Origin of the sequence: Mesoplasma tabanidae (genome assembly GCF_002804025.1) — a bacterium.
GTDB classification, from domain to species: Bacteria; Bacillota_I; Bacilli_A; order Mycoplasmatales; family Mycoplasmataceae; genus Mesoplasma; species Mesoplasma tabanidae.
In genome coordinates, this window is sequence record NZ_CP024969.1 from 129,359 (window position 1) to 145,007 (window position 15,649).

General features: G+C 29.0%; 18 protein-coding genes. 17 read left to right on the forward strand and 1 reads right to left on the reverse strand.

Annotation, left to right across the window (positions count from 1 at the left end):
* The first annotated feature begins 54 nt into the window (after window positions 1-54).
* The 15 genes from rpiB (at window position 55) to MTABA_RS00625 (ending at window position 11,707) form a co-directional block, all read left to right on the forward strand.
* A complete protein-coding gene (rpiB, locus tag MTABA_RS00560; RefSeq protein ID WP_100679282.1) occupies window positions 55-495 on the forward strand; it encodes a ribose 5-phosphate isomerase B in 441 nt (146 codons plus the stop codon).
* On the forward strand, window positions 479-1,717 hold the full coding sequence (locus MTABA_RS00565) for a serine hydroxymethyltransferase (RefSeq protein ID WP_100679283.1): 1,239 nt from the start codon (window positions 479-481) through the stop codon (window positions 1,715-1,717). Before rpiB ends, MTABA_RS00565 begins: the two co-directional genes overlap by 17 nt.
* 45 nt (window positions 1,718-1,762) lie before the next feature.
* Window positions 1,763-2,386 carry a uracil phosphoribosyltransferase gene (gene upp, locus MTABA_RS00570; protein ID WP_100679284.1) on the forward strand — a complete coding sequence of 208 codons (624 nt, stop codon included), beginning with the start codon at window positions 1,763-1,765 and terminating at the stop codon, window positions 2,384-2,386.
* A gap of 123 nt (window positions 2,387-2,509) precedes the next feature.
* Window positions 2,510-2,905 (forward strand): MG406 family protein, encoded by a 396-nt coding sequence (locus MTABA_RS00575; protein WP_100679285.1) that lies wholly within the window; start codon window positions 2,510-2,512, stop codon window positions 2,903-2,905.
* 29 nt (window positions 2,906-2,934) lie between these two features.
* Window positions 2,935-3,789: a F0F1 ATP synthase subunit A gene (locus MTABA_RS00580; protein WP_100679286.1), complete on the forward strand. Its 855-nt coding sequence runs from the start codon at window positions 2,935-2,937 to the stop codon at window positions 3,787-3,789.
* A gap of 17 nt (window positions 3,790-3,806) precedes the next feature.
* A complete protein-coding gene (locus tag MTABA_RS00585) occupies window positions 3,807-4,121 on the forward strand; it encodes an ATP synthase subunit c family protein (protein WP_100679287.1) in 315 nt (104 codons plus the stop codon).
* A gap of 28 nt (window positions 4,122-4,149) precedes the next feature.
* Window positions 4,150-4,683, forward strand: a complete 534-nt coding sequence (atpF, locus tag MTABA_RS00590) for a F0F1 ATP synthase subunit B (RefSeq protein WP_100679288.1) — start codon at window positions 4,150-4,152, stop codon at window positions 4,681-4,683.
* A 3-nt stretch (window positions 4,684-4,686) separates the two neighbouring features.
* The gene (locus MTABA_RS00595) at window positions 4,687-5,238 is read left to right on the forward strand and encodes a F0F1 ATP synthase subunit delta (RefSeq protein ID WP_100679289.1); all 552 of its coding nucleotides are present in this window, start codon (window positions 4,687-4,689) and stop codon (window positions 5,236-5,238) included.
* A gap of 12 nt (window positions 5,239-5,250) precedes the next feature.
* Window positions 5,251-6,828, forward strand: a complete 1,578-nt coding sequence (gene atpA / locus MTABA_RS00600) for a F0F1 ATP synthase subunit alpha (RefSeq protein WP_100679290.1) — start codon at window positions 5,251-5,253, stop codon at window positions 6,826-6,828.
* Window positions 6,828-7,673, forward strand: coding sequence for an ATP synthase F1 subunit gamma (atpG, locus tag MTABA_RS00605; protein WP_100679291.1), 846 nt, complete (start codon window positions 6,828-6,830; stop codon window positions 7,671-7,673). Before atpA ends, atpG begins: the two co-directional genes overlap by 1 nt.
* 9 nt (window positions 7,674-7,682) lie before the next feature.
* Window positions 7,683-9,122 (forward strand): F0F1 ATP synthase subunit beta, encoded by a 1,440-nt coding sequence (gene atpD / locus MTABA_RS00610; protein WP_100679292.1) that lies wholly within the window; start codon window positions 7,683-7,685, stop codon window positions 9,120-9,122.
* Window positions 9,123-9,132: 10 nt separating this feature from the next.
* Window positions 9,133-9,432 carry a hypothetical protein gene (locus tag MTABA_RS00615; protein WP_100679293.1) on the forward strand — a complete coding sequence of 100 codons (300 nt, stop codon included), beginning with the start codon at window positions 9,133-9,135 and terminating at the stop codon, window positions 9,430-9,432.
* A gap of 80 nt (window positions 9,433-9,512) precedes the next feature.
* Window positions 9,513-9,917, forward strand: coding sequence for an organic hydroperoxide resistance protein (locus tag MTABA_RS00620; RefSeq protein ID WP_100679294.1), 405 nt, complete (start codon window positions 9,513-9,515; stop codon window positions 9,915-9,917).
* A gap of 200 nt (window positions 9,918-10,117) precedes the next feature.
* Window positions 10,118-10,381, forward strand: a complete 264-nt coding sequence (locus MTABA_RS03860; RefSeq protein WP_167373311.1) for an ABC transporter transmembrane domain-containing protein — start codon at window positions 10,118-10,120, stop codon at window positions 10,379-10,381.
* Between the two features lie 138 nt (window positions 10,382-10,519).
* Window positions 10,520-11,707, forward strand: coding sequence for an ATP-binding cassette domain-containing protein (locus tag MTABA_RS00625; protein WP_167373312.1), 1,188 nt, complete (start codon window positions 10,520-10,522; stop codon window positions 11,705-11,707).
* A 58-nt stretch (window positions 11,708-11,765) separates the two neighbouring features.
* Here the strand turns inward: MTABA_RS00625 and MTABA_RS00630 are convergent, their stop codons facing one another.
* Window positions 11,766-13,070 carry a thymidine phosphorylase gene (locus MTABA_RS00630; protein ID WP_100679295.1) on the reverse strand — a complete coding sequence of 435 codons (1,305 nt, stop codon included), beginning with the start codon at window positions 13,068-13,070 and terminating at the stop codon, window positions 11,766-11,768.
* Between the two features lie 94 nt (window positions 13,071-13,164).
* On the opposite strand from MTABA_RS00630, the gene MTABA_RS00635 reads away from it, so the two are divergent.
* Window positions 13,165-14,850, forward strand: a complete 1,686-nt coding sequence (locus tag MTABA_RS00635; protein WP_100679296.1) for a phospho-sugar mutase — start codon at window positions 13,165-13,167, stop codon at window positions 14,848-14,850.
* A gap of 9 nt (window positions 14,851-14,859) precedes the next feature.
* Complete coding sequence (gene deoC / locus MTABA_RS00640) at window positions 14,860-15,522, forward strand: deoxyribose-phosphate aldolase (protein WP_100679297.1); 663 nt, start codon at window positions 14,860-14,862, stop codon at window positions 15,520-15,522.
* The last annotated feature ends 127 nt before the right edge of the window (window positions 15,523-15,649 follow it).

The following is a 15,649-nucleotide window of genomic DNA, read 5'->3' on the forward strand; positions in this document are numbered from 1 at the left end:
AAATATTATCTCACTAATAAGTTAAAATTATTAAAAGAATAATGTGGGGGTTTTATGAAAAAAATATATATAGCAAATGATCATACAGCAATTCAAATGAAGTATGCTATTAAGAATCACTTAGTAGAAAAAGGATATGAAGTTATTGATTTAGGAAATAATGATGGAACTTCATGCAACTACGCAAATATTGGAATTACTTTGGCTGAAGCTGTTATAGCAGATACTCAAAGTAAAGGTATTGCACTGTGTGGTACTGGAATTGGAATTAGTATAGCAGCGAACAAAGTCAAGGGAGCAAGAGCTGGATTAGTTTATGAAGTGCAAACAGCAGAATTAACAAGACAACATAATGATGCAAATATTTTAGCAACTGGAGCTAGATTAATTGCAATTGAAAAAGCACTTTTATTAGTAGATACTTTCTTAAGCACTGAATTTGAAGGCGGAAGACATCAAGAAAGAGTGGGTACATTAGATGAGTACAATAAATAAAAATATTTTAGATTCGCTAAAAGGCGAATTAAAAAGACAACAAGATCACATTGAATTAATTGCTAGTGAAAACTATGTTAGTGAAGCAGTTTTGCAACTATCAGGAAGTATTTTAACAAACAAATATGCTGAAGGTTACCCTGATAAAAGATATTATGGTGGATGTGAATTTGTTGATCAAATTGAAAAACAAGGAATTGAGTTAGCCAAAAAAATATTCAATGCTGGACATGCTAACCTGCAACCTCATTCAGGAAGCCAAGCCAATGAAGCAGTATACCGTGCATTATTACAAAACGGTGATAAAATTGTTTCAATGAGTTTAGACGCTGGTGGGCATTTGACTCATGGATATCCAATCAACTTTTCAGGAAATAACTATGATTTTAAATTTTATGGAGTTAATAAAGAAACTGAAGAGATTGATTTTGACGAAGTAAGAAAAGTTGTTTTAGAACATCAACCAAAATTAATTGTTGCAGGTGCTAGTGCATATTCAAGAATTATTGATTTCAAAAAGTTTAAAGAAATTGCTGATGAAGTTGGTGCTTTATTAATGGTTGACATGGCTCACATTGCAGGTCTGGTTGCAGGTGGAGTACATCCAAATCCAATGGAATATGCTGATGTTGTCACAACAACAACCCATAAAACTTTAAGAGGGGCTAGAGGTGGAATGATTTTATCAAAATCAGAAATTGGTAAAAAAATTGACTCATCAGTATTCCCTGGAACTCAAGGTGGACCATTGGAAAATCAAATAGCGGGAAAAGTACAAGCATTGTATGAAGCAGATACTCCTGAATTTAAGGAATACGCTAAACAAGTAGTGGAAAACTCAAAAGCATTTGCTAAAGCATTGGCGGATAATGGTATGCGTTTAATTGCTAATGGAACTGACAATCACTTAATTAATTTAGATGTTAAAAATACATTAAACGTAACAGGAAAAGATGCAGAAAAAATACTTGAAAGCATTGGTATAGTTTCAAACAAAAACATGATCCCATTTGATACAGAAAAACCTTTTGTAACAAGTGGAATTAGAGTTGGAACTGCAGCAATGACAACAAGAGGATTCAAAGAAATCCAGTTCACTGAAGTAGCTAGAATTATTGCTAGTGCCCTAAAAGATCAATCACAAAATAACTTGGATAAGTTAGCAAAGGAAGTTACAAATTTATGTAAGCAATTCCCAATTTATGAACAATTATCATATTAATAATTTATAATATTAATAATTTGGACAATTAGGGGGAAATAAATTATGGCATTTACAGAACTAAAACATCCTTTGATAATAGATAAATTATCAAGAATGCGTAGGAAAGAAACATCATCAAAAGATTTTAGAGAAAACTTAAACGAGATAGCTCAGTTAATGGTTTATGAAATTTTCAGAGACTTAGAACTTAAGCCAATGGAAATTGAAACACCAATGACAAAAACAATAGGTTATACAATTGATAAACCAATAGTGTTAGTTCCAATTTTAAGAGCTGGTATAGGAATGCTTGATGGAATTCAAAAATTAATTCCAACAGCAAGAATAGCTCACATTGGTCTTTATCGTGATGAAGAAACTTTGGAGATTCATCAATACTTTGCGAAGAAAACTGAATCAATAGACGAAAGCTATGTAATAATAGTTGATCCAATGTTAGCGACTGGTGGAAGTGCTAATAAGGCAATTGACATTGTAAAAGGCTGAGGTGTTAAAAACATTAAGTTTGTTTGCTTAGTAGCTGTTGAGCCAGGAATAAGTAATGTTTTAGAAAAACACCCAGATGTAGAAATATACGCAGCATCAAAGGATGAAAAACTTTCAGATAAAGGATATATTATCCCAGGTCTAGGAGATGCTGGTGATAGAATATTTGGAACAAAATAAAATAGAAATTTTCTTTTAAAAAAACTCCTTAATTTGGAGTTTTTTTACTTTTTCCACTTTTGTTTCATTTTTTCTTTATAGGAGTAGAATATTAAAGAACGTAGTAGGCGAGGTGCTACTTTAATGGAATTAAAAAGTATATATAAAAACTGTTTCAAAAACCCTATTTGATCAATTATATTAGTGATTAGCTTTTTAACAGGAATAACAATAACTTTGTTATTTGTGTTAAAAATTATTAATTATAGTTGATTAACAGGTTGGGTTTTAGGTTTAACTTCGTTTTTAGCTGGTATTTTTATTAGTAAGAAGTCAGTTATGCTTCTTTTGGAAAATGAAAATCATTTTTTATTTTACTTTTTCTTTTTATTAAGAATAGGTGCTTACGCCACTCCGTTATTTATTGCTTTTTTTAATAACAATATTATTTTTGATTATAGAGGTGTCTTAATTGGTCTTAGCCCAATTCTACTATTACCATTTTCAAATCATAAAATCTTAAATATAAAAAGTTATTAGAAATTTAAGGAGGGTTCAAATTGGACAATATGTTTGAAGGTTTATGGTCATTTACTACGCAGTTTAGTGCAATTATCATTACCACAATTCTTATTTGTGCTATTTGTATTACTTATAACATTAAAGTGAGAGGGCAAGAAGAAGATAAGGAATTATCTGGATTAATTGTTATTATAGATATGTTTGTTTCTTCAGTTGAAAACTTAGTGGTTTCAATTATGGGAAAAAAATATCGTAAATTAACTCCATACTTTTTATACATTTGTTTGTATATTATAGTAGGATCACTGGTTTCACTACTTGGTTTTGAATCTCCATCTTCTTCATATACAATTACTTTATCAATGGCTTTTGTTACATTTGTGATGATTTATTATTTTGCATTTAAATATCAAAAATGAGCGTATCTAAAAAGATATATAAATCCAATTGAAATATTTACACAATTTACACCATTATTATCTATGTCATTCCGTCTATTTGGTAATCTTTTAGGTGGATCAATTATTTTAGGACTAGTATACGCAATGTTTATTGGTTTCCAAAGTAGTTGAGCACATGGTTCAATTGATTTTGGAGACGAAGGTATGCACTGACCATCATTTGGAATATGAAATGCTGGTGTATTAGGAGATGACACTTGAAAAATGCAGTATACATACTGATGATCAGGGGTTAACATTTTTACAAGTGTTATAACACCATTCTTACATATGTACTTTGATATGTTTGATGCTGTTATCCAAGCTGTTGTATTTACAATGTTATCACTTTCATATTGAGCAGAAGGTATGGGTGAAGAACAAGAGTTAACTCACAAAGGTGAGGATAGAAATAGTTCAAGAAAAACTAACAAATTAAAAAGAATAGAATTACAAAAATAAAAGGAGAATTATATTTTATGTTATTTACAGATTACATGGCAAATTTTTTAGTAGGATACTTTAGTGTATTATCAAGTATTATGCCGTTATTAGCAGAAACAACATCAGTTGGTGATGGTCTTAAATTATTGGGAGCCGGAGTTGCTATTATTGGAGTTGCAGGAGCAGGAATTGGACAAGGTGCAGTTGGACAAGGTGCATGTATGGCAATTGGAAGAAATCCAGAAATGGCACCAAAAATTACTTCAACCATGATTATTGCAGCAGGGATTGCAGAATCAGGAGCTATATACGCATTAGTTGTTGCTATTTTATTAATTTTCGTAGCTTAAGAAATAAAAAGAAAGAAGGGCGTGTTAAATGATATTTATCGCAGAAACACAAACAGCTGGAGTTCCAGAAATCATAACATCTTTATTTCCTAACTTGCCAAATTTTATTGCGCATGTATTAGCTACAATTGTTTTAGTAGTTATATTATCAAAATTGATGTATAAACCATTCAGAAAAACAGTTAGAGACAGAAGAAACAAAATAAATGAATTGCTAAGTGAGGCTGTGCAAAAGCAAACAGAAGCAAATATGGGTGTTAAAAAAGCTGAAGCATTATTGCAAGATGCTAAAACAGAATCTTCATTAATTATTCAAACTTCAAAAGTTGATGCTGATATTCAAAAATCTCACATCATTACAGAAGCTCATAAATACGCTGATATTATTAAGAATCAAGCAGAAAAAGACATTGCTCAAGAAAGAACAAAAGTTGAAGCAGAAATTAAAACAACAATAGTTAATGTTGCGTTTAATGCTGCTGAACAAATCTTACAAAAAGAAATCAATAAAACAAAAAACAAACAAATTGTTGACGAGTTTATTGAAAACCTAGATAAATAATTTATGGTATTAAAAGATAATGTTATTGATAATTGAGCAAATGCCTTAACAAAAATTGCTGTAAAAGAAAACAAAGTTAAAAAAATGTTAGAACAAGCACATGTGCTTATTGAAGTTCTAAAAAATAAAAATGAATTTGTTGATATTCTTACTTTTAAATCAGCACATGATGAAGAAAAAAGAATAAAAATAATAGATGATACTTTTAGTCAATTTAATATTGATCAAGATATCATGAATGCATTTAAAATACTGGTGCACATGCAAGCATTTGTAAATGCTAGAGACATTTTAAAAAAATTAAGAGGAAACCTTGTTGAATTAGACAATATGACATATGGTGTAGTTTGATCAACTGAAGAAATATCTTCAGTTCAAATGAAAGAAATTGAAGAAAAAATGTCTAAAAAAATTAATAAAGAAGTCAAATTAGTTAATAAAATTGATTCTAAGTTAATAGCAGGTATTCAAGTAGTTGTTCATAACAAAGTTTATGATGGCTCATTAAGAAGTAAACTTGATGAAATGAAGTATCAAGTATTGAAAGAAAAATAGGAGGTTTAATATATGGCATTAAATATTAAAGAAATCTCTGAAGTAATTGAAAAACAAATAAAAAACTATGGTAAAGATATTATCGAAGCTGAGCAAGGTAGTGTTGTTACTATTGGAGATGGTGTTTCTTTAATTTATGGATTAGATAAGGCTTTAATGGGTGAATTATTAATTTTCCCTAATGATGTTTATGGTATGGTTTTAAGTCTTGAAGAAGGCGCAGTTGGTGCTGTTATTCTTGGAGATTACAAACTTATCAAAGAAGGTGACATCGTTAAACGTACTGGTAAAGTTGTTGAAACACCTGTTGGTGATGCAATGGTTGGTAGAGTTGTTAATGCTTTAGGTCAACCAATTGATAACAATGGACCAATCAAAACTAAAAAGTCTAAGCCAGTTGAAAGAATTGCAACAGGAGTTATGGCTCGTAAATCAGTTAGTGAACCACTGGAAACAGGTATTTTAGGAATTGATGCGTCTATTCCAATTGGAAAAGGTCAACGTGAATTAATTATTGGTGATCGTCAAACTGGTAAAACAGCTGTTGCAATTGATACAATAATTAACCAAAAAGGTAAAAATGTTAAATGCATTTATGTATCAATTGGACAAAAGGATTCAACAATAGCACAAGTTGTTGAAAAACTTAAGAAATTTGGTGCAATGGAATACACAACTGTTGTTAATGCAGGAGCTAGTGATTCAGCACCATTACAATATTTAGCTCCTTATACTGGTGTAACTATTGGTGAAGAATGAATGGAAAATGGAGAAGACGTTTTAATTGTTTATGATGACTTATCTAAACATGCGGTTGCTTATCGTGAAATGTCACTTCTATTAAGAAGACCACCGGGTCGTGAAGCTTATCCGGGAGATGTATTCTACTTACACTCACGTTTATTAGAAAGAGCAGCTAGAGTTAATGAAAAATTTGGTGGTGGTTCAATTACTGCCTTACCAATTATTGAAACTCAAGCAAGTGATATTTCAGCTTATATACCAACAAATGTTATTTCAATTACTGATGGACAAATTTTCTTATCAAGTGATTTATTTATGGCAGGTATTAGACCAGCTATTAATATTGGTCCTTCAGTTTCTAGAGTTGGTTCATCAGCGCAAATTAAAGCTGTTAAACAAGTTTCAGGGACATTGAAATTAGAATTAGCACAATACTATGAGTTAGAAGCTTTTTCAAAATTTGGTTCAGATTTGGATGAATCAACAAAAGCAACTTTAGATCATGGTGCAAGAATTATTCAAATGCTAGTTCAACGCCAATATTCACCCTTAAATCAAATTGATGAAGCAATTATTTTATTTGCAATTAAATCTCACTTAATTAAATGAATTCCTTTAGAAAACATAAGAGATTTTAAAACTGAAATAATCTCATACTTCAATAATGAAAAAGAGGCTAAAAAATTAAAAGCTGATTTAACTAAAAAACTTGAATGAAATGCTGATCTTGAAAATGGAATTCAAAAAGAAATTGAAAAATTAGTTGTTAAATTCACTTCAACTTTAAATAAATACAACCCAACTATTTTTGGGGATGAAAAAGAATTTAAAAAATTAGGTAAGTAATGGCAAATTTAAGCAATTTAAAAACTCAAATTTCAAATACACAAGATATTGGTAAGATCACAAATGCCATGCAATTAGTTGCAAGCGCAAAGTTACGTCGTATTGGTAAAAAAGTTACTGAGACTCAAGAGTATGTGTCTGAAGTTTATTCTATTTTTAATGAAATAATTAAACATTCAAGTGAATCAATTTATTTAAAAAATTCAACTAATGATATTAAAAAAACTTTATGAGTTGTTGTTAATTCAAATTTAGGTTTATGTGGTGGGTATAATACCAATGTTAATAAGTTAGTTGTTAGTAATTTCAAAAAAGAAGATCAAATATATGCTATTGGTTCTAAAGCTGTTTCAGCTTATAATAGTAAAAAAATGAAAATTAAAAATGAATGTACTGGTGTTGATATAGATTTTTCACCAGCACAAGCAAAACAAATAGGTAATGAATTGTTAAGTTACTATTCAAGTGGAGAATTTGATGAAATTCAAATTGTTTATACTAAGTTTATTAATAACGTAACTTTTGAGCCAACAAAATTAAGAGTATTTCCAATTGTCAAAGAAGATACACAAGAAACTTCAAGCAGCTACTATAGTTTTGAACCGAGTGCAGAAGAAGTTTTAAACAATGCTGTTACTTTGTATTTAAGCACAATAATTTTTGGAACAATCGTTGAATCACAAGTTAGTGAACAAGCAAGCCGAAGATTAGCTATGGAAAACGCAACAAATAATGGTAAAGAATTGGAATACAATTTAAGTATTCAATATAATCGTGAAAGACAAGCATCAATTACACAAGAAATATCTGAGATAGTTTCTGGTGCTAATGCTTTAATGGGATAGGAGAAAAATATGGCAGCAAAAAAAACAACAAGTAAAAATACTGTTAATTCAGCAAATGGTTTTGTATTCCAAATTTTAGGACCAGTTGTTGATGTTAAATTCAGTGAAGATAATATTCCTATGATCTATGATGCTTTGGTTGTAGATAATAATGGAGTTGAATTGGTTTTGGAAGTTGAACAACACATGGGTGATGAAGTTGTTAGAACAATTGCAATGGGTCCAACTGAAGGATTATCAAAAGGTATTCCAGTTATTAATACAAATGCTCCGATATTAGCACCAGTTGGTGATGATGTATTAGGGCGTATGTTTAATGTTACTGGTCATGCAATTGATGAAAAACCAGAATTCACAGGTAAAAGAATGCCAATTCACCGTGATGCTCCAGCGTATGAAGAATTAATTACTAATGCTGAAATATTAGAAACAGGAATTAAAGTTATAGATTTAATGATTCCTTTTGCTAAAGGTGGAAAAATTGGATTATTCGGTGGTGCTGGAGTAGGTAAAACTGTTTTAATTCAAGAATTAATTAATAACATTGCAAAAGCTCATAGTGGGGTTTCAGTTTTTGCAGGAGTTGGTGAAAGAACTCGTGAAGGGAATGACCTTTATCATGAATTTATCGAAGCAGGAGTTTTAGATAAAACAAGTTTAGTATTTGGACAAATGAATGAACCTCCAGGGGCACGTATGCGTGTTGCTTTAACTGGTTTAACAATTGCTGAACACTTTAGAGATGAAAAAAACATGGACGTTTTATTATTCATTGATAATATTTTTAGATTTACACAAGCGGGTAGTGAAGTTAGTGCCTTATTAGGACGTATGCCTTCAGCTGTTGGATACCAACCAACTTTATCTACAGAAATGGGAGCATTACAAGAACGCATTACTTCTACTAACAAAGGATCAATTACATCAGTTCAAGCAGTTTATGTTCCTGCTGATGACTTAACTGACCCAGCACCTGCAACGACATTTACACACTTAGATGCAAAAATTGTTCTTGACCGTTCAATTGCAAGTTTAGGAATCTATCCTGCAGTTGATCCACTTTCATCTTCATCAAGAATGTTAGATCCAGAAATTATTGGAGAAGAACATTACAATGTAGCTTTAGGTGTTCAAGGAACTCTACAAAAATACCAAGATTTACAATCAATCATTGCAATTTTAGGTATGGATGAATTAAGTGCAGAAGATAAATTAATTGTGCAAAGAGCACGTAAAATAAGAAACTTCTTATCTCAATCATTCTTCGTAGGAGAAAAATTCACAGGTCGTCCTGGACAATATGTAAAAGTATCTGACACAGTAAGATCATTTAAAATGATTCTTGACGGTGAAATGGATGACATCCCAGAAATCTTGTTCTTATACAAAGGAACAGCTGAAGATGTTATTCAAGCATATAACGAAACAAAAGTTAAAAATAAAAAGTAGGTGAATTTAAATGGCAATTAATTTAATAATTACTACTCCAAATGGTAAATTTATAGATAATAAAAAAGTTGATATTATTAACTTAAAAACTATTGATGGAGATATTGGGGTATTAGGAAATATGTCGCCTTTGATTACAGCTTTAAAAATTGGTAATATGAATTTTAAAGTTAATAATCAAACTCATTGAATTCACTTACATAGAGGCCTAGCAATAATTAACGCAACTGAATGTAAGATAATTACAGAAAGATTATATTTGGTAAACGAAAATGGTATTAAAATACCAACACCAGATAAATTAGATTAATTAAAAACTTTATCTCTTTTTAAGAAATAAAGTTTTTTTTGTATTTTTAGGAACATAATTAAATAAAAGGAGAACATATTATGAGTAAAATTTATGAAGCAACAGTAACTAATACAGGAGGAAGAACTGGAGAAGTTATTTCATTTGATGGAAAATTTAATTTAAAGATTTCATCACCTACATTGAATTTAGAAGGTACAACAAACCCTGAGCAATTATTTGCAGCAGGATATAGTTCATGCTTTAATGGAGCATTGCAAGCTGTAATGGCTAAAAATAAAGTTTCATTTAAAACAAATGTAACTGCTAAAGTAGCATTACACAATAATGGAGAATTAAACTTTAATATATCAGTTGAATTACAAGTTGAAATTTTAGGAGCAGATAAAGAAGTTGCTGAAAAATTAATGCATGAAGCAGACTTGGTATGTCCTTATTCAAAAGCCTTAAAAAACAATGTAGAAGTTACATTAAGTTTAAAATAACAATAAAACATTATAGTGATACCTAAAATGAAAAATAAAAACTTTTATTTATTCAATTAATTTTTAATAACAACATTTTAATTTTAGAAATTAACAAATCTATATTAGTTGATGTTGTTTGTTTAAATAAATCAAAAATATCTTTTTATGTAAAAAGATATTTTTGATTTATAATTTTTAAAAGAAATGGAGGCTTGCTTATGAAAATCATTATTAAGCAACATTTTTGACTTTTTTCTTTATTTATTTTTTTATCAATTGTTGGAGCTGTTGGTACTCTTTTCTTTGCTTATTTTTTTGGTAAAGTAATTGAGTTTGCAATTTCTAAAGATTTACAAAATTTTATTTTTTATATAATTGTTGCATTACTAACAACTATCATTGCTATTGTTTCTGATTACTTGTCAGTATTAATTCAAAATAAAATAATTAAAGAAATCAATCAAGAATTACGTAAAAAGTAGTATGATAAAATTTTATCTGATCAGTTCAATAGTAATATAGATACTGGAAAATTTATAAATAATTCATCAAATAAAATATCCCAATTAGAAATATTTTATTATCAAAGTATTTTTTTAATTTTTAGTGGAATTTGTTTTTTGATTTTATCAGTAGTTATGGTTATTTATTATAATTGATTAATTTTTATAATAACAACACTTTTCTCAATTTTAGTGTTTTTAGTCCCTTTCCTAACAACTAAAAAATCCCATAAAAAAATAGAAATATCTAATCAAACAAATGATGAGTTTTTACAGTTTAGCAAAGATAGTGTTAAATCATATTGAAATTATTGAAGTTTAAATAAAACTCAAAAGCTTAAATCAGATTTAATGAAAATATCAAATAATTATGAAAAAGCAAACAAGATTAATAAAAACTTTCAAGGATTGCAAGTCATGTTAAGCACAATAACAATTTATTTAATTCAAATTATTTTAATAACTTTAATTTCTTATTTTTTATTTAAAGATATTTTTACAGTTGCAATTGTTGTAACTCTGTCACAAGTGACAACGCAGTACATTCAATCATTTGGAATAATTTTAAATCATTTTATAAAATATTTAAACTTGCGAAAAACAAATGATGAAATTAATGACCCTTATACTAAAGAATTAGAAAATTTTACTAAAACTAAAGTTATTGAAGAAAAATTAGAATCAATTGTATTTAAAGATTTTACATTTAAATATGATCAAACAACAATCTTGGATAAAATAAATTTAAAGATAGTAAGCGGTGATAAAGTTTTAATTTTAGGAAAATCAGGAGTTGGTAAATCTACTTTGTTAAAACAATTATTTTATCCAAAATCTTTTGATGTAAAAAGTGAGATATCCATAAACAAAGCTAGGTGTGAAAACTATGATATCCGTAAACAAGCAGTTTACATTGATCAAGATATATTCTTAAGTAAAGACACAATTTGAAACAATATTACATTGGCAAATCCTGAAATTAGTAAAGAAGAAGTAGATTTTTATTTAAAATTTCTACAATTAGATCATTTAATTGATAGATTAGAATTTGGCCTTGAAACAATTATTCTAGATAATATGCAAAATTTGAGTGGTGGAGAAAGACAACGTTTTGCAATTTTGAGAGGTTTAGTTGCAAAAAAACCTTGAATGTTTTTGGATGAAGTGAACTCTGCGTTAGATAAAAAAACATCAAACTTAATAATGAATTATTTGTTAAATAAAAAAGATTTAACTATTATTATGGTTGCTCATCATATTGAAAAAGAAGAGTTAAATAAGTTTAATAAAATTATCAAATTATAATTAAGTTATTAAAAATGAGTTTTTTCATAGGTTTGTACCTATTGAATGAACTCATTTTTTATCTAATAATCTTTATAATATTTTGTTGTTTTTCATTTTCAGTTGAAATAATAAAACTTTTTTTAGCTCTCTCTATTCAATCATTGTTAATATCAAAGTTTGTGTAGAAAGTTAAAACAACATCACCAGTTTTTACAACATCACCAGTTTTTTTATTTAAATATATTCCAGCAGAGAAATCTATTAAATCCTCTTTTGTTTTTCTACCAGCTCCAAGATCCATTGAAAGTAAACCTATAGTTTCAGCATCTTGTGAAATGATGTAACCATCTTTTTCAGCAATCATTTCAATTTTATTCTTAGTTGTGAAATTTTGATCATAGTTTTTGATTAACTCAAAATTTCCACCTTGCGCTTCAACGAATTCTTCCAAGAAATGTGCACATTCACCAGTTTCTAACTTTTTATAACAATCAGTTATAGCATCTTCTAATTTATCAAAAATACCTAAGTCAGTTAGTGTTAACCCAGCAGCTGTACAAACAACTTCTTTTAAATCTTCTGGACCATTGTTATTTAAAGTATCTCAAGCTTCCTTAACTTCAATTGCATTCCCGATAGCTTTTCCTAATGGTTTTTGCATATCAGTAAGAAGAATTGAAACTTTTCTATTATACCCGTGTCCAATAGTAATCATTTCGTTTGCTAGTTTTTCAGCAATCTCTACATTTTTCATAAATGCGCCAGCTCCAACTTTAACATCTAGAATTAAACTGTCACTATCAATCACTAATTTTTTACTCATAATAGAAGCAGCGATTAAAGGAATAGAATCAACAGTTCCAGTAACATCTCTTAGCGCATACATTTTTTTATCAGCAGGAACAATATCATCTGATTGACCTGTGATGCTCATTCCAACTTCATTAATTGTTTTAATGAATTTTTCTTTAGATAATTCACTTGTTCAACCTTTACATGACTCTAATTTATCAATAGTACCACCAGTTACTCCAAGTCCTCTACCAGAAAGTTTACAAACCTTTACTCCATAACTTGCAACTAATGGACTATATACTAAACTTGTTTTATCTCCAACTCCACCAGTTGAATGCTTATCAGCTTTTAAACCTGTAACCTCACTAACATCATAAACATATCCTGATTCAACATAAGATTGGGTCAAAGCTAAAGTTTCTGCTTTGGTCATTCCATTAAAATAAACTGCCATAGCAAAAGCAGCCATTTGATAATCTGTTACATTATTTTTAACATAACTGTTTATCAATCATTTAATTTCTTCAGCTGATAATTCTATTGAATGCTTCTTTTTTTCTATAATTTCACTAAAACTGTAGTTCATAAGTCTCCTTTTATAAGAGTGCACAATATTTACACCATTACTCTTTCTACTATATTATAATAGAATAGACATATAAAATACATAAGGAGTAGAAATGGTTTTTGATAAAAATAACAAAGTTTATGGTGAATGAATAAATAACCAAAAATTAGATGATGAGTTGAGAAACCTTTTAGTAAATGCTACTGATGATGAATTGCATGCAGCATTTGAAGGAATAGAGTTAGAATTTGGAACAGCAGGTATAAGAGGTATTCTTGGAGCAGGACCTGGACGTTTTAACGTTTACACTGTTAAAAAAGTTACTATTGCATTTGCAGAATTATTAAAACAAAATTACCCAAATAGGTTGAATGATGGAATAGTTGTTGGTCATGATAACCGTCATAATTCTAAACAGTTTGCAAAAGTTGTAGCGGAAGTTTTATCAAACTTTGGGATTAAAGCATATTTATTTAAAGAAAATGAAATGATGCCTACACCTGTTGTTTCATATGCAACTAAATTTTTAAACTGTATTGGAGGTATTGTAATAACAGCATCACATAATCCTTCAGAATATAACGGTTATAAAATATATGATCCATACGGATGTCAATTGCAAGATGAACAAACAGCAATTATTGCAAAAAGAATGGATGAAATTACAGACATTTTAAATTGAAAATATAAAATAAATGATTCTCTAATAGAAACAGTTAACGAAGATGTTATTAAAGCATATGTAGATATGATTAAAAATCTTGAATTCTACAAAAAAGAGCAAGAAGCTAAAAAAGATTTAAAAATTATTTTTAGTGCAGTTAATGGAACAGGAACTAAATTTACCCCAAAAATATTACGTGAATCAGGATATGACGTTATTGAGGTTGAAGAGCATGCATTTGAAGATGAAACATTTAAAAATGTTGTAAATCCAAATCCAGAATTTGATCCAGCATGAAAAATACCTCTTGAATATGGTATTAAACATGACGCAGATATTATTATTATGAATGACCCAGACGCTGACAGATTTGGAATGGCAATAAAACATGAAGGTCATTTTGTAAGATTAGATGGAAACCAAACAGGTCCAATTTTAATTGATTGAAAATTATCAAACCTAAAACGCTTAAATAGCATTCCAAAAAATCCGGCTCTATACTCAAGTTTTGTAACAAGTGATTTAGGTGATAGAATCGCTCATGAAAAATATGGAGTTAATATTGTAAAAACTTTAACTGGATTTAAATGAATGGGTAGAGAAATTGCTAAAGAAGTAGATAACGGATTAAACTTTGTATTTGCTTATGAAGAAAGTTATGGATATGTAATTGATGACTCAGCTAGAGATAAAGATGGAATACAAGCTTCTATATTAATAGCAGAGGCTGCTTGATTTTATAAAAAACAAAATAAAACATTAGTAGACTATTTAGAAGATTTATTTAAAGAAATGGGTGCATATTACACTTTCACTTTAAACTTGAATTTCAAACCAGAAGAAAAGAAATTAAAAATTGAACCATTAATGAAATCATTGAGAGCAACACCCTTAACTCAAATTGCTGGGCTTAAAGTTGTTAATGTTGAAGACTACATTGATGGAATGTATAACATGCCAGGACAAGATTTACTAAAATTTTATTTAGAAGATAAGTCATGATTTGCTGTTCGCCCAAGTGGAACTGAACCTAAACTAAAAATTTATTTTATAGGTGTTGGTGAATCTGTTCAAAACGCTAAAGATAAAGTAGACGAAATTATTAAAGAATTAAAATTAAAAATGAATATATAGGAGAATAAAATGAAACTAAACAAATATATAGATCACACATTATTAAAACAAGATGCTACAAAAGCTGAAATTAAACAATTATGTGATGAAGCAATTGAATTTGATTTTGCAACAGTTTGTGTTAATTCATATTGAACAAGCTATTGTAAAGAATTATTAAAAGGCACAAATGTAGGAATAACAAATGTTGTAGGTTTTCCTCTTGGTTCATGTACAACAGCTACAAAAGCATTCGAAGTTTCTGAAGCAATTAAAGATGGTGCAACAGAAATTGATATGGTATTAAATATTGGTGCATTAAAAGACAAAAATTATGAATTAGTTTTAGAAGACATGAAAGCTGTAAAAAAAGCAGCTGGATCACATGTTGTTAAATGTATTATGGAAAATTGTTTATTAACAAAAGAAGAAATAATGAAAGCTTGTGAAATAGCTGTTGAAGCTGGATTAGAATTTGTTAAAACATCAACAGGATTTTCAAAATCAGGTGCAACATTTGAAGATGTTAAACTAATGAAGTCAGTTGTTAAAGACAATGCTTTAGTTAAAGCTGCTGGTGGAGTTAGAACATTTGAAGATGCTCAAAAAATGATTGAAGCAGGAGCTGACCGCTTAGGAACAAGTGGCGGAGTAGCTATTATTAAAGGTGAAGAAAACAACGCGAGTTACTAAAACTAGCGTTTTTTTATTTTGCTCATTTTTATTAAAATTTTGCAAAAAAGAACATAAAAATACTTATTATTGATACTAAAGTTATTAAAAAGAAGATTTTGGTTGATTTTATAAAGGTCATAGAATA